The 24,633-nt window shown below is 48.2% G+C and carries 21 protein-coding genes; 9 read left to right on the top strand and 12 right to left on the bottom strand.

Annotation, left to right across the window (positions count from 1 at the left end):
• Window positions 1-27 precede the first annotated feature (27 nt).
• The 6 genes from ACO064_RS27200 to ACO064_RS27225 form a co-directional block, all read right to left on the bottom strand.
• Window positions 28-405 (bottom strand): hypothetical protein, encoded by a 378-nt coding sequence (locus ACO064_RS27200; RefSeq protein WP_421830340.1) that lies wholly within the window; start codon window positions 403-405, stop codon window positions 28-30.
• A gap of 551 nt (window positions 406-956) precedes the next feature.
• On the bottom strand, window positions 957-1,496 hold the full coding sequence (locus tag ACO064_RS27205) for a hypothetical protein (RefSeq protein WP_421830341.1): 540 nt from the start codon (window positions 1,494-1,496) through the stop codon (window positions 957-959).
• Between the two features lie 68 nt (window positions 1,497-1,564).
• Window positions 1,565-3,229 (bottom strand): hypothetical protein, encoded by a 1,665-nt coding sequence (locus tag ACO064_RS27210; RefSeq protein WP_421830342.1) that lies wholly within the window; start codon window positions 3,227-3,229, stop codon window positions 1,565-1,567.
• Between the two features lie 37 nt (window positions 3,230-3,266).
• Entirely contained in the window at window positions 3,267-4,115 is an 849-nt protein-coding gene (locus ACO064_RS27215; RefSeq protein ID WP_421830343.1) for a hypothetical protein, read from the bottom strand.
• Between the two features lie 711 nt (window positions 4,116-4,826).
• Window positions 4,827-5,663 carry a TIM barrel protein gene (locus ACO064_RS27220; protein ID WP_421830344.1) on the bottom strand — a complete coding sequence of 279 codons (837 nt, stop codon included), beginning with the start codon at window positions 5,661-5,663 and terminating at the stop codon, window positions 4,827-4,829.
• 83 nt (window positions 5,664-5,746) lie between these two features.
• Window positions 5,747-6,076: a DMT family protein gene (locus ACO064_RS27225; protein WP_138990697.1), complete on the bottom strand. Its 330-nt coding sequence runs from the start codon at window positions 6,074-6,076 to the stop codon at window positions 5,747-5,749.
• A 130-nt stretch (window positions 6,077-6,206) separates the two neighbouring features.
• Between ACO064_RS27225 and ACO064_RS27230 the strand changes: the two genes are divergently transcribed.
• The 5 genes from ACO064_RS27230 (at window position 6,207) to ACO064_RS27250 (ending at window position 13,461) form a co-directional block, all read left to right on the top strand.
• Entirely contained in the window at window positions 6,207-6,866 is a 660-nt protein-coding gene (locus tag ACO064_RS27230; RefSeq protein WP_421830345.1) for an endonuclease III domain-containing protein, read from the top strand.
• 152 nt (window positions 6,867-7,018) lie between these two features.
• Window positions 7,019-7,645 (top strand): N-(5'-phosphoribosyl)anthranilate isomerase, encoded by a 627-nt coding sequence (locus ACO064_RS27235; protein ID WP_421830346.1) that lies wholly within the window; start codon window positions 7,019-7,021, stop codon window positions 7,643-7,645.
• A 144-nt stretch (window positions 7,646-7,789) separates the two neighbouring features.
• Window positions 7,790-8,305, top strand: coding sequence for a PspC domain-containing protein (locus ACO064_RS27240; protein ID WP_421830347.1), 516 nt, complete (start codon window positions 7,790-7,792; stop codon window positions 8,303-8,305).
• 6 nt (window positions 8,306-8,311) lie between these two features.
• On the top strand, window positions 8,312-9,307 hold the full coding sequence (locus ACO064_RS27245; RefSeq protein ID WP_421830348.1) for a LiaI-LiaF-like domain-containing protein: 996 nt from the start codon (window positions 8,312-8,314) through the stop codon (window positions 9,305-9,307).
• Between the two features lie 788 nt (window positions 9,308-10,095).
• Window positions 10,096-13,461: a CotH kinase family protein gene (locus ACO064_RS27250; protein WP_421830349.1), complete on the top strand. Its 3,366-nt coding sequence runs from the start codon at window positions 10,096-10,098 to the stop codon at window positions 13,459-13,461.
• 185 nt (window positions 13,462-13,646) lie between these two features.
• Here ACO064_RS27250 and ACO064_RS27255 read toward each other — a convergent pair whose 3' ends face one another.
• Complete coding sequence (locus tag ACO064_RS27255; protein WP_421830350.1) at window positions 13,647-14,885, bottom strand: ABC transporter permease; 1,239 nt, start codon at window positions 14,883-14,885, stop codon at window positions 13,647-13,649.
• A 136-nt stretch (window positions 14,886-15,021) separates the two neighbouring features.
• Here ACO064_RS27255 and ACO064_RS27260 point away from each other — a divergent pair, with 136 nt between their 5' ends.
• A complete protein-coding gene (locus tag ACO064_RS27260) occupies window positions 15,022-15,204 on the top strand; it encodes a hypothetical protein (RefSeq protein WP_421830351.1) in 183 nt (60 codons plus the stop codon).
• 5 nt (window positions 15,205-15,209) lie between these two features.
• Here ACO064_RS27260 and ACO064_RS27265 read toward each other — a convergent pair whose 3' ends face one another.
• The 4 genes from ACO064_RS27265 to ACO064_RS27280 form a co-directional block, all read right to left on the bottom strand.
• Window positions 15,210-15,467: a hypothetical protein gene (locus ACO064_RS27265; RefSeq protein ID WP_421830352.1), complete on the bottom strand. Its 258-nt coding sequence runs from the start codon at window positions 15,465-15,467 to the stop codon at window positions 15,210-15,212.
• 61 nt (window positions 15,468-15,528) lie between these two features.
• Entirely contained in the window at window positions 15,529-16,209 is a 681-nt protein-coding gene (locus tag ACO064_RS27270) for a hypothetical protein (protein ID WP_421830353.1), read from the bottom strand.
• A 210-nt stretch (window positions 16,210-16,419) separates the two neighbouring features.
• Window positions 16,420-17,616 (bottom strand): hypothetical protein, encoded by a 1,197-nt coding sequence (locus ACO064_RS27275; RefSeq protein WP_421830354.1) that lies wholly within the window; start codon window positions 17,614-17,616, stop codon window positions 16,420-16,422.
• 32 nt (window positions 17,617-17,648) lie between these two features.
• A complete protein-coding gene (locus ACO064_RS27280) occupies window positions 17,649-18,236 on the bottom strand; it encodes a DUF4468 domain-containing protein (protein ID WP_421830355.1) in 588 nt (195 codons plus the stop codon).
• A 527-nt stretch (window positions 18,237-18,763) separates the two neighbouring features.
• Here ACO064_RS27280 and ACO064_RS27285 point away from each other — a divergent pair.
• From ACO064_RS27285 to guaA, 3 genes are all read left to right on the top strand, one after another.
• Entirely contained in the window at window positions 18,764-19,990 is a 1,227-nt protein-coding gene (locus ACO064_RS27285) for an exo-beta-N-acetylmuramidase NamZ family protein (RefSeq protein ID WP_421830356.1), read from the top strand.
• A 233-nt stretch (window positions 19,991-20,223) separates the two neighbouring features.
• Complete coding sequence (locus tag ACO064_RS27290; protein ID WP_421830357.1) at window positions 20,224-22,662, top strand: sialate O-acetylesterase; 2,439 nt, start codon at window positions 20,224-20,226, stop codon at window positions 22,660-22,662.
• A gap of 126 nt (window positions 22,663-22,788) precedes the next feature.
• Window positions 22,789-24,321 carry a glutamine-hydrolyzing GMP synthase gene (guaA, locus tag ACO064_RS27295; protein ID WP_421830358.1) on the top strand — a complete coding sequence of 511 codons (1,533 nt, stop codon included), beginning with the start codon at window positions 22,789-22,791 and terminating at the stop codon, window positions 24,319-24,321.
• Between the two features lie 89 nt (window positions 24,322-24,410).
• Here the strand turns inward: guaA and ACO064_RS27300 are convergent, their stop codons facing one another.
• Window positions 24,411-24,602, bottom strand: coding sequence for a hypothetical protein (locus tag ACO064_RS27300; protein ID WP_421830359.1), 192 nt, complete (start codon window positions 24,600-24,602; stop codon window positions 24,411-24,413).
• Window positions 24,603-24,633: the final 31 nt, after the last annotated feature.

A 24,633-nucleotide genomic window follows, 5' to 3' on the forward strand; every position in this document is an offset into this window, starting at 1 on the left:
AGATTTACCAAGTAACCTGACCTGTCGTCAAATTTTTCCCAAAACTCGTTTTGTTATCTGCCATTTACCATTCGATTTCCGTACAGTATAATCAGCGGTTAGACCGGTACCACGAAATAATAAATAAATAGCAACTTGTTGATCTGGAAGTAATTTAAATTGAAAGACTTCTCCGTAAAAACGAGCTGGAATAGGATAAAAAGTCGGATTGTGGAGGGTTGAATCATAACTGACGATTGGGATTTGCTTACCCTTAAAAGCAATCTTATAATCAGGTAATACAAACTCATTGCTAACTATTTTTAGGTTCTTTCCAGAAAACGATTCAAGAAAAATCGAATTTAGTGTACTGTCCGCTAGTGCCGTTTCGATAACTGCAATTGTGTCCTTTTTCGAAAGATTCATCTCTACAGTACGCGCCTTTTCCTGGCAAGAACACCAGGAAAAGGCGGAGCAAATCAATACAAAAGTTCTCGACAAACTTAACATTAACTCGTTATGAAAATGAAAAACGTTTAGGATGTGTCCAACGACTGATGTTATTAAATCCGACCTAATACACGTTTGCTGACCTGCCATTTTTCATCTACTCGATCAACCAAAAAGTCAGCTACGACTCCTACGCCGTGAAATACCAAGACAACTTTAGCCTGATCCTTCGAAATGCTCTTAAACAGATTGATAACCCCAAAAAAGCGAGCCGCTTTTGGGTCATTGGATGGGTAATAGTAAGAAGAGTCATACTCAACAAGTAGCGTCTGCTTTCCCCGGTAAATCACTTTATAGTCCGCTTTGACATACTGATTCCGTACTAACTTAAGTTCCTTTCCAGGAAAAGATATTTTAAAGATTGAATCGAGTTTTGTATCTTCAAGGGCGGTTTGAATAACTGAAATGGTGTCTTGTTTTAAATAGGATTGCTTTATTATTATTATTATAAAGCAATCCTATATTTTTCATTTTGTGAAGTATGGAAATCCGTTTGCCCCAAATCCAGTTTTATAGTCTTCACTTATTCGTTTACCATTTATTGTCAAAAGTTGTATTTGAAATGGGTCATAAAGTGCATTTTTTGAAATAGAACTCTGGCTTCCATCTGGTAGGATGTCATTCTCAAGAGTTTTATTGAATTTCTTCAAGAACTCTTTCTTGTTTTCTGTATTTACCAATACTATTGATTCTAGTCCACTATATAATAAAATAAAACCATTATTTACACTGGCATAATAAGATGGTAAATTTTGTGATAATTTATATAAACTTCTGATAGCGCTAATATAGTATTTTGTTGTGTCTGATTTCCTTTCTATCCCTACTATGAAAGATTCTTGGTTCGAAACAAATTTCTGATATTTTTTGATAGTATTCAATAAGATTGTGTCTGAAATTGTTATTTGAGAAGGGAATGAGTTTAAACTTTGAGACTTTGATGGAAGAATAACCGTTATACAAAATGCCATTGTGATATAAAAAAAACTTCTAGTTGAATTTTTCATGATTTTGAAATTTACTTGAAAAAAATGTTTTATGGCACTGTTTTAAAACAGTGCCATTTTAAAGTTTATTATTTGTAAAGGTACAAGTTGCTATTTGTTAATGAGCAATTAAAGCTTTCATTTTCATTTGAAAATAATAACGTGCCTGGCGCAGCCTCACCAGGTCTACCCCGATAAATTCCAGTTTGAGTTATTGCAAAAATCGGGGCATTGTAAAATTGGGCTACATAAAGATCACCTTGTGATAAACCATTACCTGTAGGATAAATAGTTGTCGGAGGGTGAGTGTGAACTATACCTTCAATAATTAATTCTTTCCCATTAAGATACAAAGTTGAATGACTACTTGTCACTTTGATAGTTAAACCTGGATAGCCTTCAATATGGGAAAGGTTTACAGTATTTTTTGTATCGGGCATTAAGAATATTCCTTGATTTGTCATTAGAGAAAGTTGCTCTTTATGCATGCTAAATGTACGGTCCCACATGTATTTATATACTTCACACTGCCTTCCTACTGGATAAAGAGCAGGTTTGTTAACAGGGCCTGATGGATTTATTGGATAAGAAGTTCCAGTTCCACCACTACCTCCAGCAGTAGATGGTCCCCCTATACCTACTGCTGGTCCAGCAGGTCCAGTAGGTCCACCAGCGTCACCTTCGCTAGGCCTTTTTGCCTTTATCAAAACAAAAACTTTCAGTATTCCTCCATCGATTGTTATTGGAATGAGGTCTGGATTAATAAAGAAATCGCTTCTAAAATTAACCTGAGAATTAATGCTCGTAGGCAAATCCGAAGTAGAACCGCAAATTCGTGTGGTTACAGTACCTATACCATTTCCAGCCCCTGAAAGACCAAACTCCGCACTGAATCCATGGTACCGAGCCGCCGGATTATTGCCAAAGGCTCCAACTAAATCGGGCCGGTCTTCATTGGCTTCTACAGTGGCTAATTTTAACCCATCAACAAAAATATCGACCAGTACTGTCTTAGTCAGATTATTTTCATCCAATGCCCAGCCACCTACAGAATACATAGTAGCATTGTCAAGATGTCCCTTTGGATTTCCTACCGAGCAATTACCCGTTTCAGGAGTATTTGTTCCCGGATTACTTCCCGTTCCACCACTACTGCCGCTCCCTGCACATTGAATCGTTTTAGGGCTATTGTTCAATGTATAACTACTGCCCTGTACGCGCAGACTGATCGATTGGTTCTGTCCGTTTTTAACAGATTCCGGTGGAGCAAAGTTAAAACCGTGTTGGCCATTCCCCTTGCCCGCATTCAACAAATCCTGACGAAAATTGGCGGCTGAAAAACTACCGACCACCTGTCCATTGGCCACCACTTCGACGGTTATTGGGGCATTCGGATTGTTACGGTCGTAGACCCAACCTCCCAGGTTACCGCAGTCGGCTCCCTCGAAGTTGCCTTCATAATTGCCGTTCGAAGGATTGTTGGATGGTGGGGGCGTTGTGGTACCCGGATTAGTCGGTGGGGTGGTTGTTCCATCGGAACTGCCGCTCCCTGCACATTGAATCGTTCTGGGTCCCTGCTCCAGCGTGAAGGAACTACCCTGTACGCGCAAACTGACCGACTGATTCTGTCCGTTTTTGATCGAAGCCGGTGGAGCAAAGTTGAAGCCATGTTGTCCATTCCCTTTTCCCGCATTTACCAAATCCTGCCGAAAATTGGCGGCTGAAAAACTGCCGACTATCTGACCGTTGGCCACTACTTCGACGGTTATTGGGGCATTGGGATTGTTGCGGTCATAGACCCAACCCCCAGGTTACCGCAGTCGGCTCCCTCAAAATGTCCTTCATAATTCCCATTTGATGGATTGTTGGACGGTGGGGGCGTTGTGGTACCCGGATTAGTTGGTGGGGTGTTGTCCCTCCTGAACTGCCGCTCCCCGCACATTGAATCGTTCTGGGTCCCTGCTCCAGCGTAAAGGAACTGCCTTGTACGCGTAAACTGATTGACTGATTCTGTCCGTTTTTGATCGAAGCCGGAGGAGCAAAGTTGAAGCTGTGCTGTCCGTTGCCCTTGCCTGCATTCTGTAAATCCTGTCGAAACTCTGAAGCGGTAAAACTGCCCACAACCTGACCGTTGGCCACCACTTCGACCGTAATGGGCGTATTTGGATTGTTGCGGTCATAGACCCAACCCCAGAAATTGTCGCAGTTAGCACCGTCAAAATGGCCTTCATAATTCCCGTTTGAAGGATTGTTGGCACTTTCCCGGGCCTGTCGGTTGCGCATGGGTTCGGCCGAGTTGACGAGCGTTAGGGAAACGCGGGCTTTTTCAACGAAAAGACTGGTCTGGTCGGCATTCGAGTGGCTGCGTAAGAGTCGGAACGTGCTTTCGGCTCCGACCTGAGTAAAGTAGCCGGTTACGGTATACCGGACGAATGCGTTCGAGGGAGAAAGTTCGGTGCTCACTAAATCCGCATAGTCGCCACCGGTGCGGATGAAGCCTTCGGGCAGGAGTAGTTTCAGTCGGAAACCGCCGGAACCCGCACCGGTGTAGAGCAGTGCTGGCGAGAGATTGAGATACTGAGCCGTGATGGTCAGCTCAATGGGTTGCCCCAGGGCGATCTCGGTTCGATTGGACTTCATGCTGAAACGGATGGGGTCATTATCGAACATCCGGTTTTGTAACTGGGGTGTTTGGTGGGATCGTAACGGAGGTAGGATTTTCCCGGAACGAGGAGTCTTGTAAATAGGTTCTCCTTTCTTTAAGGCCGTAACCCCGAATAGAGTCATCAAGGCGACGGTAAGAACCGCGAATCGGGGCAGCATCTTGCTTCGTAAAAAGTTGATCATTATAGCTATTTTGTAGTATGTGCAAGCAATTATAAGACAGCAAGCCACATCCATCCAAGCATTTATTAAGAAATATTTTTATGTTTTTGTTATATAAAATATTGGTAACATTATAATTTGTATATAATAATATTGAATCAGGAACAACAGGTTTTCATTCGAAGTGAAAAAGGGCACTTAAGGTGTACTGAATGCGGGATCTGGTTAAAAATCGAAAAGAGACAGATCGACTATCTACAAATAGCCGGTTAGCCTCTTTTCAAATAAATAGTGCTTAGAGGTTGTTTGAATTAAGGCCGGAGGCCTGTCCTGTCAATAGTCCACCGCCGATAGCAACTCGTGGTAGCTCCGGAGGAGCGGCCTGAGATATTTTTATGCCGCTCCTCCGGAGCTACCACGAGTTGCTATCGGCGGTGGACTATTGACAGACCGCCCTTCCAGGGCTCTCCCCGATTAACTCAAACAGCTTGTTAAAAATCGTGGGGCATTCCCCCACCCGCCAACTCAATACGTCAGCTTCGCCAGATAATCGAAGTCATATTTGGCGCTTTCCATGGCGGTTTTCGGGTATTCTTCCTGTTCGACAAAGAAGTACTTCATGCCGGATTTGTCGCTGTTTTTCAACATTTTCACAATGTCGATTTGCCCTTTGCCAAACTCGGTGCTTTCCTTTTTTACCTTGTCCATGTCTTTGAGGTGCCAGAGCGGAAAACGGCCCGGATACTTGGCAAAGTACTTCAGCGGGTCGTTGCCGGTCAGGATAGCCCAGCCCAGGTCCATTTCCATTTTGACCAGCTTGGCGTCGCTTTTCTCGACCAGAATGTCGTACAGCGGTTTACCGCCTTTCTTTTCAAATTCGTAATCGTGGTTGTGATAGGCAAACACCAGACCGGCTTTCTGGCAATCCTCGGCGGATTTGGAAAACGTGTCGGCGCAACGCTGGTAATTGGCAACGGTTTGCCCCTCCGACGGCAGCGACGAACACACCAGGTAGCTTTGCCCGGCTTCGGCGGCCATGTCGACCGATTTTTTCCAATCCTTGTCGATGTGAACGTGGCCACTGCGGACGTTCATGCCGAGGTCGTGGGCAATTTTTTTGATTTCTTTCGGCTTCAACCCATAGTAATTCCCTTTGTCACTGCGGGCCGATTCCAGTTCTTTGTAGCCAATTTTCGCCAGTTGTTTCAGCGTACCCACGGCGTCGGCCAGCATTTCCTTCCGGACGGTATATAATTGAATGCCTACATTTTTGACTTTGGCGGCTTCCGCGAAGGGGGAATACAGCAAGGCCCCCGCGGCCAGGCTACCGGTTGTTTTTAGAAAATCGCGTCGTGTTGTCATCGGTTTTATAGAATACAGCTTGATCAACTGGACAAAGGAGTGGAGCCGTAAAGTCTACTAGCTGTGCCCCATTCTCCCGCAACCTACCACTTCTTAAACACAAAAAAGACCGCCAGCACAATCAGCGCGAAACCGACGATGTAATTCCACTTGATTTCTTCCTTGAGATACAAAACCGCAAAGGCGACGAACACCAGCAAACTGACGACTTCCTGGATCGTTTTAAGTTCGAAAGCGGAGAATTGATACGAGCCGATGCGGTTGGCCGGCACGGCAAAACAATATTCAACCAAGGCAATCAGCCAGCTAATGAGAATCACTTTCCACAAAGCCTCGCCTTTGTAGCGGAGGTGCCAGTACCAGGCGGTGGTCATGAACAGGTTGGAAATCACCAATAAAACTACAGTGCGCATCGTCGTATTTCTAAAGTGTTGAAGTCGGTTTTGAGCGATTGAGATCGTTTATCCGAAAAACCGCTGCAAATCTCTGTGAACTCTCGGTGGAAACCATAAACCACCCGGCTTTTTTTGAGTTAAAGAGAGCGTGAAGCCCAACTTTGATTTGTCACTGGTTCTCAATCGCATTGAGGACGCCATCCGGCCGTATCCGAAAGCCGCCATGTTCGATCTGTTCGAGCGGGGGTATAACGCGGTGTTTGAACAATTGATCGCGTGTATCATCTCCATCCGCACGCTGGACGAAACCACCATTCCGGTTTCCTTGCGACTGTTTGCCGTGGCCCGAACGCCCGACCAACTCCTGAAACTCGACCCGGCTGAACTCGCCACACTCCTGAACGGGACGCAGTACCCCGAACAGAAGGCCTACACCATGCTGGGCATTGCCCGGCGGGTAGTGGATGAGTTTAACGGACAGATTCCCGCCGATTTTGAAACCCTCATTTCATTCAAGGGCGTTGGACCGAAATGCGCCAATCTGACGCTGGGCGTCGCCACCGGACAGGCCGCCATCAGCGTCGATATCCACGTCCACCGGGTCACCAACCGCTGGGGTTTGGTCCGAACCCGGCAGCCGGAGGAGACTCTGAAAGCCCTCGAAGAAAAAGTGCCCGTTGACCAGTGGATCGACATCAACCGGCTGCTGATGCCGTTTGGCAAACACATTTGCACCGGCCCAAACCCGCATTGCCCGACCTGCCCGGTGCTGGAATGGTGTGAGCAGGTGGGAGTGCGGAAACAATAATTACCGCTGAACGGGTGGGCAATGCAAAACCGGATTTACCTTTGCAGCTTCAACCAAAACCGGTTTTCGCTCCTCAGTCGTTTCGGTGTTCTCCATCCGGGTTTTACAAACCGTAAACCGTAAACTGTAAACCGAGAACTACATCCCCGCGTATGGCTTTAAAAACAGTTGTTAAAATCAGTAATGTAACCAATTTGAGTGATGCCCGGTACTGCGCCGGTATGGGTGTCGATATGCTGGGGTTTTCCATGGACGAAAACGCGGAGCAGTACGTGCCTCCGGTTACGTTCAGGGAAATTCGTTCGTGGGTGGCCGGGGTACACATCGTCGGGGAGACGGCTTCGATCGATGTTGTGGAAATTGAGCGGTTGCTGGAAGTCTACCAGCCTGACGTCCTCCAGATTGAAGAAGCGGCCCTGTTGCCCTATCTGTCGACCTTCGATTGCCGGATCATTCTGAAAGCTGACTTATCCTTGCTGACGCTCGATCAACTGGAAACCTTCTTTTCGTCCGTTCAATCCGATCAGGTCGATTACTTTCTCCTCGAAAGCAAAGGTGCCGTAAACCTGGATGAGGAGTTGAAAGCGACGCTTAAACCGCTGGCGGCCCGGTACCCGGTTTTGCTCGGCATCGGTTTTACGCCGGATTCGATCGAAAACCTGCTGACCGACCTGCCGATTCAGGGCATTGCGCTCACGGGGGGCGACGAAGACCGCCCCGGTTCGCGCGAATTCGGCGAACTGATGGATATTCTGGAGGTTCTGGAAACCGACGACTGAATTATTAGGTTAAACCCGGTAGTATGTATTACCTATTATCAGTCCTGGCGTACTTTCATCCCAATCGGCGTCCATTCTTCCTTTCTTCCTTTTAAGCTACCGAAAACCGCGATACGTTTACAGCGTATTTTAACTAATACGCTCATGACTAAACGCTTAGAACGTCTTCGCGACGAAGCTATGTTAGGCGGGGTAGCCGCCGGACTGGCCCAGTATTTCAACATCGACCGGACCTTGATCCGGGTTCTCTTCGTGGCTGGCTTTTTCCTGCCCCACGTCCCGTCCCTGATAATTTATGTTATCTTGTGGATTGTATTACCGGAACGGGTTTCCGGCTATTATGCGTCGCTTAAAACAGAACCTTTAACTAATCAGTACACCACTATGAATACGAATGAACGCAATGGTAACCTCGTAGGAGGGTCAATTCTGGTCGGAATCGGCTTTCTGTTTCTGCTCGATCGCTGGTTCGATATCAACTTCGGCGATATGTGGCCGTTGATCCTGATCGGGATCGGGGCCTGGCTGATTGTCAAGGATCGGAATAAGAACAATGGTCCGCACAACGAAGGCCCACCGTCCAGCGACCGTTACACCAGCGGCTCAGATCCGTACGCCGATCCGTATGCGTCCAACAACCCGCCACAACAACCGCTCTGATCCAACATGAAGCGAACAGGACTATTCTGGGGCATCGCCCTGATCACGCTCGGCGTGGTGTTTCTGGCTCATAATTACGGCTGGTTCTACATCGACTGGAGTTTCTTCTCGCGGTTCTGGCCGGTGCTGATCATTCTGGCCGGGTTGAATCTGATCTTTGCGAAGTCGAATTCGGCAGCCGCGCTGGTCACCACCGTTTTGCTGGCGGTTTCGGTACCCCTGGCCATTGTGGGCATGTTCCACGGAAACCGCTGGGATAACGACCGCTACGAATACCGCTACAATAATGATGATGACGACGATGATTCCGATCATAATCGTAACGATGAGGATGACGACGATGGTGACCGCAACGATCGCCGACCCCGGGTCCAAACCAGCCACATTGCCGAACCGATGGATTCCGTCATTCAGCAGGCTTCGCTGAAGTTTGAAAGCGGAGCGGGGCGGTTTTACATCGGCGCACCGTCCGATAGCCTGGTCGAAGCCGATACCAAAATGAGCGTCAGCAAATACAGCATGTCGGTCAACCGCAGTGACGAATCGCGCTCGGCGGAGATTGAACTGAAGCTGGACGACGATGAAATCAAGCTGAAATCCGGCGAACTGGTCAATCTGGTGGATTTGCGGCTGAATCCGAAACCCACCTGGACGTTCGATTTTGGTATTGGCGCCGGACAGGCCGACTTTGACCTGAGTGCCTACGCCGTGCGGTCGGTTAAACTGGGAGCCGGTGCCGCCGACATTGAGATAAAACTGGGGGATCGGGTTCCGCAATCCGACGTTCGGATCGAGTCGGGTGTAACGTCGGTGACCCTGAAGATCCCGAAAACCACCGGTTGTCAGGTCGAAACACAAGGTGCTTTGACCGTTAAAAAGCTCGACGGTTTTGTCGAAATTGGCGGGGGCGTCTACCAGACACCGGGTTATGCCGGTACGGCGAAAAAAATAAACATTCACTACGAAGGCGGGGTATCGCGCTTCGAAGTCGAACGGTATTAAGTCCGGAAGCCTGGGTTAATTGCTCAGGCTTCGGCCATTCATCGGGTTGTCCGGTAAAAGCCAGCACTTTTACCGGACAACCTTTTTTGTTTTCCGTCCATTCGTTGGCTTCACCACCCAATGTGCTTTTGTTGCGAAAACTAATGAGTATTTATAACTAGTATTAAAATAATACCGGTTTTGGTTTTTGTAACGGAAAATTATATTAAAAAGAACATTACAGAATGTAAAATGCCTGTAATTTAAATAATTATAGTCTGATAATTGGCTTAGTTAAATTGTACTATAAAGTTAACGTATAGACTAACCGTAAAATATGTAAAATATTTATGCATCCGTTTGATAAATAGTGTCTTGAATTGCTTGGATTTACTAAAATAATAGTATAAAATCGTCAAATAATTACTTTTTTGCGAGCTATTATGGATAAAAAAAGATGTGTATATACAAATAAATACTTATAAATATTCTATGTTTGTAAAGGTTTTAGTTAACTGATGCGTGGATTATAGGCATTGAATATTCTTAAGTTGTAACGGGGACGCGGTAAAAAAACTACCCGCTTTCCTGTGCTATATGGGTGTGCAAGCAAATTTAGCTTGAAGAAGTGAGATGTTATGGATTTGTAGAATAAACTTCCAAACTATTGTTTCATGAAACCCACATTTAAGCCTGATCGGCTAATACCTGGTTATCTGCTTTGCCTTTGGCTGCTGTGCATTTTAAATGCTGCTGCCCAACCCATAACGATTGCATCGGAAGATTATAAAGTTGACAACGGTCTAAAATTGATTGTTTGCAACCGGATACCGGTTATTCCAACGTCGCCACAACCCCTGACGCTGGTTTTTGACAAAAATTACACGTATTCCGCAACGGGAGAAGCCTTTCAGATTGGGAAAGAATATACGCTTGCCAGCACTGCCGGGAACTACAAACTCTTTTTTACAACCTTCCCCATTATTGCTTTCAACACCAATGGGGTTGCCATCAGTGAAGATGACAACCGCACCAAAGGTACGGTTTCGATTGCCAATCCAGGAAATTCGCCCCTTTCATACAGCATGGGCGTTCGGGTCAGAGGCAACACCTCGCGGCTGAATCCCAAAAAGTCCTATAACCTGGAACTCTGGAAAGATCCCGCAGGCAACGAAGAACTTGAAACGTCGCTGTTTGGTATGCGGGAAGACAGCAAGTGGCTTTTTCTGGCCCTCTACAACGAACCCCTGCGCGTCAACAACGTGGCCTCGTGGGCGATTTGGCTAAAAATGCATCAACTCTATTATGCCGGTCAGGAGGCTGGTGCGCTTCCCGGCATCAGAACCCGGTATTGTGACGTGTTCATCAACAATTCTTACAACGGCGTCTATGTCATCACGGAAGACCTCGACCGCAAGCAACTCAAGCTGAAAAAGACGCGCGACAATGGCGAAATCCGGGGGGAACTCTATAAAACGGGGGCTAAAACCGATGCGACCTGGTTTACCAGTGTTTTCAATAACAACCTTTTATCGCCCTTTGACAACAATTCCGCAACCTGGTCGGGCTACGAGATGGATTATCCCAAAACGCCTTTCTGGAATAATTTGTTTGGCATTGCAACATTTATCAATAAATCGACCGATGCGGATTTTAAAAACCAGGTGGCCGGGAAATTTAAAATGGATAATCTGATCGATAATTTTCTGTTTTTAAATGCGGTGGGGGCATCGGACGACAATTTTGGAAACAATCAATTTATTGCCCGCTACAAAGAAAACGAACCTTACATTTTTCTGCCCTGGGATTTCGATGTAACCCTGGGAAATTATTACGGGTCGGTGGAACCGGTTGCCGAGAATGTGCGATTCAATGGCTTTTATTATCGTCTGTTAACGCTGAATCCGAACGGTTTTAAAAGCAGGATGAAGAAGCGGTGGCTGGCCTTGCGGCAGGGCGACCTGACCAATGCCAATTATAAAAAGAACCTGACCGACAACACGACCCTGCTAACCAATGAAGGGGCCTATAAACGCGAAGAATTGCGGTGGCCCGCAACCTTACGGCTGTCGGAACATGCGGCTATTCTGAGCTGGGTTGACAAACGGCTCACGGTTTTGGACCAGTATTTTGCTGAGTTTCCTGATCAGGACCCTTCCGCCGTAGAGGTAACTCTGCTCAATTTTACGGGACAGGTTTCCGGAGCAGAAAAAACACTGAACTGGACGACCGGTTCCGAAAAAGACGCCAGCCGGTTTGAAGTCGAGTTCAGTGCCGATGGGCTGACGTTTGGCAAGGTGGGAGAGGTGGCGGCATCGGGCAATAGTGCCGTTGAAAAAACCTACGCATTCACCCATCCGAATGCGTCCGCCGTGGCGTATTACCGCCTGAAAATTTTTAATAAAGATGGACTTTTTAAATACAGTAATCCGCTGTTGATCGGTGCCTGCCCCAGTCCGCCCGCCGTGCCGACGCTAAGTGCCAGTTCGACCGCGATCAATGCCGGGCAGAGTACGGTATTGACAGCCGCCGGGTGTGCCCAGACGGTGTTGTGGAACACCGGGCAAAGTGGGAGCCAGCTAACGGTAAGCCCGGCCACAACGACCACTTACCAGGCCCGGTGTCGGCAAAGCGCTGGTTGTGAAAGCGTCTTTTCTGACGCCCTGACCGTTAAAGTGAACCCCGTAACCGCCTACGATGGCTATTTGAGCACGGCCAGTTGCACGGTTATTTCGGGTTGGGCCTGGGATGGCAAAAAGCCCAATGCACCGTTGGTGGTGGAGATCCTGGAAGGGCAGAATGTAATCGCCTTTACCGTCGCCGATATTTACCGGTCAGAACTGAAAACCGCCGGGAAAGGAAACGGATTACACGCCTATGCGTTTGAGCCGCCTAAAAGCCTGTACGATAACAAACCGCACGTGCTGTCGGCCCGGATAAAGGGCAGCACGTTCGCACTCAAGCAGGGGCCTAAAACCGTCACCTGTCCACTGACCAACTATGTGCCGCTCGCGCCCGCCATCGCCCCCTTGTCGGCCACGGTCAACACGGGTTTTTCGTGGACCTTGCCGATGTTTTTCGACGCCGATTATGGTGCGGTCTACTACAGCCTGAGTGGGTTGCCCGGCGGCTTGTCGTTCGATCCGATTTCGCGGGATATTACCGGTATGCCCACAGTACCCGGCACGTTCAATCTGACCTATTCAGCTTCGGATGGCATTGCCACCACGCCGGTTTTGGTTTCACTCGTGGTCAGCACGACCGGTAGTGTGCCGGAACCGGTTAACCAGCAACCGCAACCCCCGGCAATATCTCCGCTGTCGGCCACGGTCAATGCGGCTTATACCATCACGTTAGCGCCCTTTACGGACACCGACCCGCTGACGTATGCGCTGAATGGCTTGCCCAACGGCCTGGGATTCACGCCCGGAACCCGGGTTATTACCGGCGCGCCGACGGTTAGCGGTACCTTTAGTCTGACCTACACCGCCACGGACAGCCAGTTGGCCCGTAGTTTTTTGGTGATTTCTTTGACGGTAAGCCCGGCAGTTTCCGTACCGCCATCGACAACGGTGACGGGAAATTTTGAAGGCTATCTCGACAAGGTGGAGTGTGGCAGCATTCGGGGGTGGGTCTGGGACCGCAACAAGCCCAATACGCCCCTAATGGTCGAGTTTTTTGCCAATGATAACCCGATCGGTACGGTCAAAGCCGATATTTTCCGGCAGGATCTGAAAGACTCAGGCAAAGGAAACGGGGCCCATGCCTACAGTTTCCCTACGCCCACCAGCGTCAAAACGGGGGCGTCCTTTCAGATTAGTGCCAAAGTGCAGAACAGCAGTTTTGTGTTGAAATGGTCGCCGAAATCCCTGAATTGTCCGGTGGGAAGCCGCCTGAGTGTGGTCGAGGATTCGGGGGCTGAATCGGGCGATTTGCTGACGGTCTGGCCGAATCCGTCGGACGGTAACTTTGAGATTCGCTATACCCTGGAAGCCGGAAAACCGGGTGAACTGTCGGTGGTCGATGCCACCGGCCGGGGCTGGTATCGCAAGTCCGTCGAGGGAACTGGTCCCCAGCGGCAAAAGGTATCGCTGACCGGTGCGCAGGGTGTTTTCCTCATTCAGTTGCGCCAGGGGACAACGCTGCAAACCAAAAAGATGATGATCGGGAAATGAGGGCTATAACCTGATTCATTCCTACGGGATTGTGGGTTTTGATCATCCGCGAAGCGTTAAATCCCGTAGGGATGAATCATCTTGTAGCGGTGGGTTTTAACCCGCCGAATCATAGGCAATCAATCCCATAGAATAATCCCGTAGGGATGAATCATCTTGTAGCGCTGGGATGTAATCCTTAGATTCTATTTTTTGAACACCAACGCCTTGATCGGCTGAATGCGCGTAGCCACCAGTGTGGGAAGCCACATCACAAGGGCAATGAGGGTGATGGTGGCGAGGTTCACCAGGGCGATCACCGAAAAATTCCAGGCAATCGGCACCGTGTCCATGTAGTAGTTTTTGGGGTCGAGCGGGATCAGTTTGAAATAATACTGAAGCGCGCAGATTCCAATGCCGAGCAGGTTGCCAATAACCAGGCCTTTGATGACCATATTCAGCCCTACGTAGAAAAAGACCCGCCGAATCAGGGAATTCTGACTGCCAAAGGCTTTCATCAGGCCGATCATGGGCGTACGTTCCATCATCAGCACCAGCAGAATGGCGACCATGTTGAACCCGGCTACGAAGAGAATCAACACCAGAAAAATGCTGGTATTCTGATCGAGGAGCATCATCCAGTCGAACAGCGGTTTGTAGGTGTCCGTGACGCGCATCGGGCGCATGTCGGGCGAAGCCGCATCGCGAACCCGCCGGTAGGTTTCATCGATGTTTTTGAAATCTTTGACGAAGATTTCATACCCGCCCACCGAATCGGCTCCCCAGTTGTTGAGTTGCTGAATCAGGCGCAGGTCGCCGACAATCATCACATTATCGCCTTCTTCCAGGCCCGTGTCGTAAATGCCCGTCACCTGCAGTTTCCGGGGACGCAGCGTGTTACCGATAAAATACATGATGACTTCCTTGCCGACGCCGAGCTGAAGCCGGTCCGAAATCCGTTGGCTGATCAGGATCTGGCAGGAATAATTCGGATTACACTGCGCACTGTCGTTGAAAAACCGGGGCAATCGACCCGCCACCAGCGAACTCTGAAACAAACTCCAGTCGTATTCCCGGCCAACGCCTTTCAAAACCGCCCCTGAAAGTTCGTCGGCGGTTTTCAGCATCCCGGCTTTGGTGGCCACGGCCTGAATGTGGCGGATGCCATCGATGTCTTTGGCCTGCTGGTAGAGGGGCGTCTTGAGCGGCAGGGGCGTTTCTTCGTACGAATTATTCAGAGAGAATTTCGAGACGGTAATGTGCGAACCGAACACAAAAATCTTCTGCTGAATCCCGTATTTGTAGCCAAACAAAACCGCAAAGGCTACGATGATGCTGGCTAGCCCGATGGCAATGCTGGCAATACCAACTTTGGTAACGGTGGCCGAAAAACTCGTTGTGGGCGTATGGCGAATGCGCCGGGCAATAAAAAACGGAACGTTCAAGCGAAAAGATTTTAAGGATCAGGGGACCGTTTTGGCAAATGGACTCCTCTATTAACCGAAAAACGGCGAACCTGGAGACGGTTTTCTATAAAATAATAAATGTAATGGATCCGAGCGGGACAACCTAATCAGCCAATTGAGGAATTTTGCTCGTTCGCCGGGAGTTGGGAAGCCAATCAATTTCGGAATTACAGAACTGGTTCAGCTACGTTCTATCCTGACTACCCAGCGGTATGCCGTCGAGGTGGACCGGGGGATTCAGGGGGAAGCGATGGTGTCGATTTGGGAAGATAGGGTGAAGGAGGTAGAACAGGTGTAGTAAGGTTACTTTGGTACTGGGAGATGTTTGCTGTAATTAACTACATCAATTTGACTTTGGGGTAAGATGCCAAGTAATGCTTTACGCGCTTCATCAGTGGTCAGCTCTTTTTTGCCTTGTGCTCTTTTGCTTGCTGCAATCAGGACTGCTCGCAAAGGGTACCATTTGTTGGCGTATAGAAACGAGATCCGATTATTTAGATTGAAGTGAATATTTCCCAGTTCACAGTCATTCATGGCGGCAGTAAGGTGTTGAAGGGTCATTGGAAAAAGAAAGAGCTAAATAGAGAACAATAACGTATACATTTTGATTTTAAAATCTAACCTATTGGCTCAAGTTATTTTCTTCCCTTTTCCATAACTTTAAAGATCCGGTGACAAATTCGCCATCTAAAATACTTTTTGAGATGAAATACCCTCGACCCTTTAAACCGTTTGGGAAAAATCTAATTAGAAATACCCCAAAACTCCTTCCATTTGGATATTTATCACTAGAAACTGTATAAATTATTTTTAAGAAGTCTCCATCTTTAAAGCATTTGCCTTCTATATTTCTAATTGGAACTTTTTCAGTTGCAGGTGTTTTAGGATAGGGTTGATACTGGCCAGACATTAAAATTTCCTTTTGATCACTAACTTTAAAAGTGAGATCGATAAATTTATAAGCATATTTTTCGTCGATTGTGTCGATAGCGGATTCATTAACAGTATCATACCCTTCTCCTTGCCAAGTCCCCAGGAAATAATAATCTTTATCCTCACTTATATTCTCTTTTGTAACTGTAGGAACATCAGTTATATTATTATATTTAAATATTTGGCTCACTAATCCAACTATAGTTAAGAAAGCAGAGAATATCATAAAGCGATGGATGGAATCTATTATTGTTTTTTGCGGTTTAGCTTTCCCTTGTTCTCTGTTTAAAAGTCTAAATGCAAAGAAAGCTAATAAAAAACCAAGCCCAATTACACCATAACTCAGGATATTAAAGATATCAAGTTTCATGAATCAAAATATTTTATTTTAATGATTAAATGTTGAATTTTATCTATAGTAATTCTTGCAAGGGTGATAACCTATTTAACGATCTTCAGCATCAATTACTCGTGTAATAGCACTTCGACATATACCACCATCGGTGTATATCGTGTCGCAGACAATCTGTTTTTTGAAGCTATGCGTGAGTTGTTCAATACCTATGCTTTTATTTGGTAATTATCTGCCTTCGGACTTATCCAAATCGTTTGCCCTGGCGAAGCTAACCAGTTCTGGTCTTATCTTTTCACGAAAATCCTTTTTAAAAAGCTCAAAAAAATCACTTTCCTGTTTATTAGCATCCATAATTGCTTCAATTAGATCATCCAAAAATTGGTCATGTTCAAAAATCAATTCCAGTCCTTTTTCAGAGCTATTTACTGCAAGGTTGTTTAATGTGAATAAATCGTTCAAAGAAACCTCATCACCGTAATTTGGCTTACTCATTCTGATACCCACTTCACTCATTATTATTGAAGTTAAGTGTCTTTCCAGTGGAGACGGGTAATGCTCGGGCGGACCAAGATTGCCTAATCTCCTGACACCTGCTGATAATCGATGTAAAACAGAAACAGTAAACAACCAGGCATGAATAGCTTGATCCAATGAACCGGTAGATTTGTTTAGAATGTCTGATTGGAACATATTACGCTGAAAGCACTCATAAACTATACCTGCTTCCGTTTCATTAGCCCAGTTGTCCGCATTCCATTCCAGTAACTTATTGGTAAGCGGGTTAATTTTTCTTTCAATCTCCCCATCGAACTCCATAATAAAGTCCATTCCCATTTTGTGATTTACGTAACTCAGATGGCCATACCTTAAATGGGCTATTTCGTGCAGCAGCAAGAAATTCAGCGCTAAATCTGCCAAATCATTTGCATAATAGCTTCGGGTTTCGTCAACTGGATAAACGTATGGGGAATACTTCTTTTCTTCATATTGATCCCTAACAACCTCAAAATTTGGAGTTAATACAGGTAATTTCTCATGCTCATGCTCTAATTCAACATTTCCCAAATCAGGGAATATCTTCGGACTTGATAATATTCTGTTAAAAATCTCATACACCATCAGAATGAGTCCGTAATTGAAGCCAATAAACTCTTTGCCTTTATGAATAAAGGCCGTAGCATTGAAGTTGGGATTATTAATGAAATCAAAGTGGACATGAGGCATACCCTCTATTACTCCTTCAGGTCTGGTCTTTACCTGATCAATAAAGTTTTGCGCATTGGATTTGAACCTGTGGAACAACACTTGATCCTCAATTTCCAGAGTATCTATATCAAACCGCCCACCACGAGGCATCATTTTCTCGTCAAATGCGTCTTCATAATCTTGTAAAGTGAAACCTATTCCTTTTTTGGACTCCATGAAAAATAATTTCTAAATATCACTTGTCTTCTTTATTCAATAGTTGCCGTATTTTCCACTATGAAATCGTGCAAGGATGCTCCCATCCGTTTGACATGCTCATCAATTTGAATGAAATGTTGCTTGGCATTTTCGTCGGTCGCCCAGGTTCCGGATTCGATGGCATAGCGCCGTTCATCTGTGGGTAGTTTACCTTTTTCCATCCCGTTTCCATACAAGTAAAAGCTGGAATAGGTGATTCGGTACATGCTTGGATAACATTCAATGGTAACCGTGTACGATACTTCTGGTGCGTAATATTGGAAGCTTCCTTTTTTGCCGGTTATAACCATATTGTCTATTCCTCCCGATCCAATAATATCTTTCGTATCAAAGTCACCGATTTCTAAAGCATCCTTTGGGTTGCGGACGTGAAAAGCGACCCATCGCCGGGCCTGCCGAAACATAGCGACATCCGAAACTCCTTTAAGGTTCTGTACATCCACATACGTAACTTTGCCTTCATAGAGCGGAAGCACCCCCAGAAGCTTTTGATCAATTACTTTAACCGGCCGGAACGAAGTGCAGGCCCACAGGGATAAACATATCAGGATACCGATCAGGGTAGATATTCTTCTCATATAACTGTAAATAAATGGAGCTGCCAGTCTTTACCCTTACTTTTAGCAGTCTTTTAATGGTCGGTAAAGAGTCGTTTTAAAATCGAATAAAGTTTAACTAGGTTAATACTTATTACTCGGTTTTATACAATTTCTCAGCTATCCACATGAATTATAAATTCTAATGGACAAAGCCATTTATTTGAACGAATTCTTTATATACCGGATAAATGAACAAAAAACCATAATACTGAGCAAGCAATTATTTGAATTAATTCGTGAACGGTTCATGCAGGAGAAGATCAGTACCTATTGCCCAAACGGATATACGAATCAACGAAAATTAGTAACGGTCCACTAACGGGTTTGCATTTAAGCAGAGAAGGGTATGAATGGCAGGAGCTTTTGCGTTGGACAATAGAAGAACCAGAGAAGAATTTCAGGGTTTGGCAGGATAGAATCATCGAAAAACGACAAACCTGGAGACGGTTTTCTATAAAATACCACATAAATGTAACAGATTTGCAGTATAAATGATCAGACGAAACATGACTTCATCCGTTAAAGTACTCTTCATAGCCTGTTTGGCCGGTTTTTTGGGAACATCGGGGGGCTGCACGGCCCAATCCGGCAAGAAGCCGGCTACCGTTGCAACGGCGGAAACCATCCGCACCGGAGCCGAACAAATGAACCTCTACCTGCCGTCGTTGCTCGGCAAACGGGTGGGACTGATCGTCAACCATACCTCCGTCATTGGCAAAACGCACCTCGTCGATAGCCTCTTGGCAAAGGGGGTTACCATTAAAACCATTTTTGCGCCCGAACACGGTTTTCGTGGCCAGGCCACCGACGGCGAACACGTCGCCAACGGCCGCGATCCGCGCAGTGGCGTACCGATCATCTCCTTATACGGGGCCAATCGCAAACCAACGCCCGCCCAACTCGACTCGCTGGACGTGCTCATTTTCGATATTCAGGATGTGGGAACGCGGTTTTACACCTACATCAGCACGATGCACTACGCGATGGAAGCCTGTGCTGAAAACAAAAAATCGTTCATCGTGCTGGACCGCCCGAACCCGAATGGCAGCTATGTCGACGGCCCGATTCTCGATCCCCGGTTTCGGTCGTTCGTAGGGATGCACCCGGTTCCCATCCTCCACGGCCTGACGGTGGGCGAATTGGCCCGGATGATCAACGGGGAAAAGTGGCTGAAACGGCCGGATACGGCCTCGGTTGATCTGCTGTGCCCGCTGACGGTGGTTCCCGTAAAAAACTACACGCACCAGCTTCCGTATACGCTGCCGGTGGCCCCTTCACCGAATTTGCCGAATCAGCAATCCATTCTGCTGTATCCGACGCTCTGCCTGTTCGAAGGAACGGTGGTCAGCGTGGGGCGCGGAACCGACAAACAGTTTCAGGTGATTGGTGGTCCTAAAAACCCGAAGTACGGGTCCTACCAGTTTACACCGGTCGACAAACCGGGTGCCATGAACCCACCCCAGGAAGGCCAGCTTTGCTACGGGATGGATTTGTCGGGGATCGATGCGACCCGGCAGGGGCTAACGCTCAAATACGTGATCGACTTCTACAAAAAAGCCGTCGATAAGGACAAGTTTTTCCTGGCAACAAATTACATCCACAAGCTGTATGGCAACGACCAGTTGCCTCTGCAACTGAAAATGGGGTTGTCGGAACAGGCCATCCGGAAAACCTGGGAGCCGGGTTTGAGTCAGTACAAGGAAATGCGTAAAAAGTACTTACTTTATCCGTAGAAAATTACCCGGCTTTAGCGGCAGACCAACGTTGTTACCGAAAAATAAATTAAGTAACATTTTGAGCGTAATTGATTGATTAACATAGAGATAAAATGAAACTTACGCACGTAACTTGTAAACGTGTGTCCATGAAAAAATACTCTATTGTTTGTTCTTGGTTATTACTCATTTTTTCTCCTTTTTTTTCAATTGCTCAGGTTGGTATCGTTTGGCAGAAGTGGCCCGCAGCCTTGCAACTATATCCCCGTGATGATCAGAACAAAGCGGAGGTTCCCATTGCCGGACGACTGCAATCAATAAGCTACTCTCACGCGTCGGTCTGGGTTTTTAAAAACAACACCAAATGGAAATACCTGCGGACGGCGGTTTCCAAAACCGGGAATGAATCCCACTTCCAGTTGACGCCGACGATTGAAGCAGGCTTGCACCAGTATAAATTCGTGGTCTATGCCGTTGCGGGATCTGATTCGGTGTTGGTCGACACCCGCGACAACATCGTGTGTGGCGATGTGATTCTGTGCATGGGCCAGTCGAACCTCACCGGTTTTTACCCCAACAACTACAGTTACCGCAACAATTTCGTCCGGGCATTCGGGAATAGCGCGGGTGCGGTACCCGACACCGTCTGGCGATTATCCAACATTCAGGAAGGGCAGGTGGGGCTGATTGCAACCGAAATCCAGCGGCTTATTCTGGAAAAACACGGCATGCCAACCTGCCTGATCAACGGATCGGTGGGCGGCACCTCGATCAAAAGCCACATCGCCCGCAACGCAGCCAATCCGGCCGATCCAAAAACCTTGTATGGACGATTGCTCTACTGGGCCCAAAAAGCGGGCGTTGCCAACAAGGTGAAAGCATTCATCTGGCGACAGGGCGAAAACGAAGCCGGGGGCGGTTCGGCTAGTGGCTACGAGCAGGACATTCAAACCCTGTTTGGCTACTGGCAAACGGATTATCCAAACGTCGGGAAATTCTACGTGGTTCAGAATAACCTGCTGCCCGATGCGAATAAAGGGGCTTCTCAATTGCGGGATTTCCAGCGAAGAACACCCCAGCTTTTCCCCCGAACGGAAGCCATTGCCACGGTGGGATTGCCAGCCTACGGCGGGGTTCACTACGGACCGGAGGGCCAGTACCAGTTTGCCAGCGAAGTGTTCCGCCTGATTGCCCGCGATGTGTATAATTCGTCCGATCTCAACGGCATTGCGTCGCCGTCCATTCGGAAAGCGTATTACAAAACCGCCGAGAAGAAGGAGGTCGTCCTGGAGTTTGAGGCCGGGCAAAATATGGTATGGAAGCAGGATACGGTCGTAAATGGCGTTACGCAGGACATCCGGGATTTTATTTATTTCGATTACGCCAACGTGCAGCAGGAACGGGTGATCGAAAGTGGAACGGCGGAAGGAAACCGGATCACGCTGAAGCTTACCAAGCCGATTTCGGCAACAGGCATTACCTACCTCCCCAATCATTTTAAAACGCCGTTTGGGGGACCTTTCCTGAAAAACAGCCGTGGCATGCGCGCCTTCACCTTCCACAAAGTAACGATCGAGGCTTCGGCCGGGACCACCCCGCCGGTTGAAAATCCGCCCCCGACCGACCCGGTAGTGGTAACACCACCCCCAACCCAGACCGCAGTCGCTACCAATCCGGCGGGAACCAATTACGGCGGGAGTTTGGACGGTGCCAGTTGTGACAACATGTGGGGGTGGGTTTACAACAAAGACTATCCCAACGCACCGATTATAGTGGAGTTTCTGGCGAACAATGCAATTGTTGGTACGGTTACGGCAGCTCATTTCCGGCAGGATCTCAAGAATGCGAACAAGGGCAACGGGGAACACGGTTTCAATTTTTTGCCTCCTGCCAGCCTCAGAACCGGACAGAATCAGGTCATTAAGGCTCGGGTAGTAGGGACGAATTATTTCCTGCCGGGTGGCCCCAAAAACCTGACCTGTGCCAGTACGGGAACTCCCCCGCCCAATCCGCCGGTTGACAATCCGCCCCCGACCGACCCGCCGGTGGTGACGCCCCCTCCGACGCAGACGGTTACGACCACCAATCCGCCGGGGTCCAACTACGGCGGGAATCTGGATGGAGTTCGTTGCGACAACATCTGGGGGTGGGTTTTTCACAAGGATTATCCCAATGCCCCAATCACGGTGGAGTTTCTGGCTAATAATGTCGTCGTCGGTACGGTTACGGCCACGCATTTCCGGCAAGATCTCAAGGATGCCAGGAAGGGCAACGGCGAGCACGGTTTTAATTTTTTACCACCCAGCAGCCTTTTAAATGGCCAGAACCAAGCGATCAAGGTTCGGGTAGTGGGAACGAATTATTTCCTTCCGGGTGGCCCCAAAAACATGACCTGTACGAACTCCGCGCGTTTGAGTGCCGAAACTGTTGACGAATCCCTGGCGGTTTTGGTGTATCCCAATCCGTCGGCGGGTCGGCTGCACATCCGGCTGTTTGTTCCGGAAAAACAGGTGGCGACCTTCCGGATGACCGATCTGTCGGGCCGTCTCCTCTGGCAACAGGCGGTAACCGGGACCGGAAACTACCACGAAGAGGTTGTCGACGTACCGGAATCGGTGGTTCAGGCGGTGGTGGTTTCCGCGCAGGTGGGGAGCCGCAAAGCCGTGAAGAAGATCTTGCTAAACCGCTAAAACGGGAAGGGGCCGCAACGGTTTTCGGGCGGTTGCGGCCCTTGTTAATGCACAAAATGCGGGATTCAATCGTTAAAGTTGTCAGTTTCCCAAAAACACCCTAATTTTGGTTTTTAGAAACGTATCATGACAACCGAACAAATACTGATTCTCGATTTCGGTTCGCAATACACCCAACTCATCGCCCGCCGGGTGCGCGAACTCAACGTTTACTGCGAAATCCATCCCTACAATCACATCCCCCCGATTAGCCCTGATGTCAAGGGCGTTATCCTGTCCGGTAGCCCGTGTTCTGTTCGGGATGCCGACGCGCCCATGGTTCATCTGGCCGCTTTTCGGCACAAATTGCCCATTCTGGGCGTGTGTTATGGCGCTCAGCTCATGGCGCATACGAGCGGGGGAGAGGTCAAACCGTCGACCATCCGGGAATATGGCCGGGCCAAACTGAGCACGCTGAATACCGAAAATCCGCTGTTGAAAGGGCTGGACGTGAACACCCAGGTGTGGATGTCGCACGCTGATACCATCACCTCCGTGCCGGAGAATTTCGAGATCATTGCCTCGACCGAAACAGTTCGCGTGGCGGCTTTCCAGATTCCGAATGAACCAACCTACGGCATTCAGTTTCACCCGGAAGTTACGCACTCCACGCAGGGAAAAACCGTCCTGAAAAATTTCGTAGTCGATATCTGCGGCTGCTCGCAGGACTGGACCGCCGAGTCGTTCGTGGAATCTACCATTGCCGAACTCAAAGAAAAAATTGGCAGCGACAAGGTGGTCATGGCCCTTTCGGGGGGCGTCGATTCGTCGGTAGCGGCCACGCTCGTGCACCGCGCCATTGGCCAGAATCTCTACTGTATTTTTGTCGACAACGGTTTGTTGCGGAAAGACGAATTTGAGCAGGTTCTGGACTCTTACCGCCATTTGGGTCTCAATATCAAAGGCGTCGATTCCAAAGATCAGTTTTATTCGGCCCTCGCCGGTCTGACCGATCCCGAAGCCAAACGCAAGGCCATTGGCCGGACATTCATCGAGGTGTTCGATCAGGAATCACATCTGATCGAAGACGTGGACTGGCTGGGTCAGGGTACGATTTATCCCGATGTCATCGAGTCGGTTTCAGTGAAAGGGCCGTCAGCTACCATCAAATCGCACCACAACGTCGGCGGTTTGCCCGCGTTCATGAAGCTGAAAATTGTGGAACCGCTGAACACGCTGTTCAAAGACGAGGTTCGGACGGTTGGGAAGGCGCTGGGATTGCCTGATGCCATTCTGAAACGCCATCCGTTCCCCGGCCCCGGTTTGGCCATTCGGATTCTGGGCGATATTACCCCGGAAAAAGTACAGATTTTGCAGGAAGTGGATGCGCTGTATATCAACGGCTTGAAGAAATACGGTCTCTACGATCAGGTTTGGCAGGCGGGTGCCATTCTGCTGCCAATCCAGTCCGTCGGCGTAATGGGAGATGAGCGAACCTACGAACGCGTCGTTGCCCTCCGCGCCGTGACGAGCGTCGACGGCATGACGGCCGACTGGGCGCACCTGCCCTATGAGTTCCTGGCCGATATTTCCAACGAAATCATCAACCGCGTCAAAGGCGTCAACCGCGTCGTCTACGACATTTCTTCCAAACCACCAGCCACCATCGAGTGGGAATAGGAAATTTAGGGGCGAAAACAAAATCCATAGCGTTAAAAGTGGGCTGGCACGTGTTTGAATGCGTCAGCCCGCTTTTATATTTCAACTACTTAGTCTTCACTGGAAACACCGTTTTCTTCCTCTTCGTATAAGGTCGTTTGTTCCAGATCGGGGTCGGGGCTGGGGAGGGTTCCGGATGGGCTGATGTCCGGTTCCAGTTCTTCGCCTGTGTCGGGGTTGTTGCGTGCCATCGTTGAGGCCACGCCCTGATTTTCGTCTTCGGCCGGATTGTAATGTTCCATACGGTTTCTGGTTTACGTGCCACTGCGGGTG

This window comes from Larkinella sp., from assembly GCF_965227735.1.
Taxonomy (GTDB): Bacteria; Bacteroidota; Bacteroidia; order Cytophagales; family Spirosomataceae; genus Larkinella.

Coding starts and splice junctions, on each gene's coding strand:
- ACO064_RS27200 (WP_421830340.1), bottom strand. CDS start 405: ATGAATCTTTCGAAAAAGGACACAATTGCAGTTATCGAAACGGCACTA.
- ACO064_RS27205 (WP_421830341.1), bottom strand. CDS start 1,496: ATGAAAAATTCAACTAGAAGTTTTTTTTATATCACAATGGCATTTTGT.
- ACO064_RS27215 (WP_421830343.1), bottom strand. CDS start 4,115: ATGAAGTCCAATCGAACCGAGATCGCCCTGGGGCAACCCATTGAGCTG.
- ACO064_RS27220 (WP_421830344.1), bottom strand. CDS start 5,663: ATGACAACACGACGCGATTTTCTAAAAACAACCGGTAGCCTGGCCGCG.
- ACO064_RS27225 (WP_138990697.1), bottom strand. CDS start 6,076: ATGCGCACTGTAGTTTTATTGGTGATTTCCAACCTGTTCATGACCACC.
- ACO064_RS27235 (WP_421830346.1), top strand. CDS start 7,019: ATGGCTTTAAAAACAGTTGTTAAAATCAGTAATGTAACCAATTTGAGT.
- ACO064_RS27240 (WP_421830347.1), top strand. CDS start 7,790: ATGACTAAACGCTTAGAACGTCTTCGCGACGAAGCTATGTTAGGCGGG.
- ACO064_RS27245 (WP_421830348.1), top strand. CDS start 8,312: ATGAAGCGAACAGGACTATTCTGGGGCATCGCCCTGATCACGCTCGGC.
- ACO064_RS27265 (WP_421830352.1), bottom strand. CDS start 15,467: ATGACCCTTCAACACCTTACTGCCGCCATGAATGACTGTGAACTGGGA.
- ACO064_RS27270 (WP_421830353.1), bottom strand. CDS start 16,209: ATGAAACTTGATATCTTTAATATCCTGAGTTATGGTGTAATTGGGCTT.
- ACO064_RS27275 (WP_421830354.1), bottom strand. CDS start 17,616: ATGGAGTCCAAAAAAGGAATAGGTTTCACTTTACAAGATTATGAAGAC.
- ACO064_RS27280 (WP_421830355.1), bottom strand. CDS start 18,236: ATGAGAAGAATATCTACCCTGATCGGTATCCTGATATGTTTATCCCTG.
- ACO064_RS27285 (WP_421830356.1), top strand. CDS start 18,764: ATGACTTCATCCGTTAAAGTACTCTTCATAGCCTGTTTGGCCGGTTTT.
- guaA (WP_421830358.1), top strand. CDS start 22,789: ATGACAACCGAACAAATACTGATTCTCGATTTCGGTTCGCAATACACC.
- ACO064_RS27300 (WP_421830359.1), bottom strand. CDS start 24,602: ATGGAACATTACAATCCGGCCGAAGACGAAAATCAGGGCGTGGCCTCA.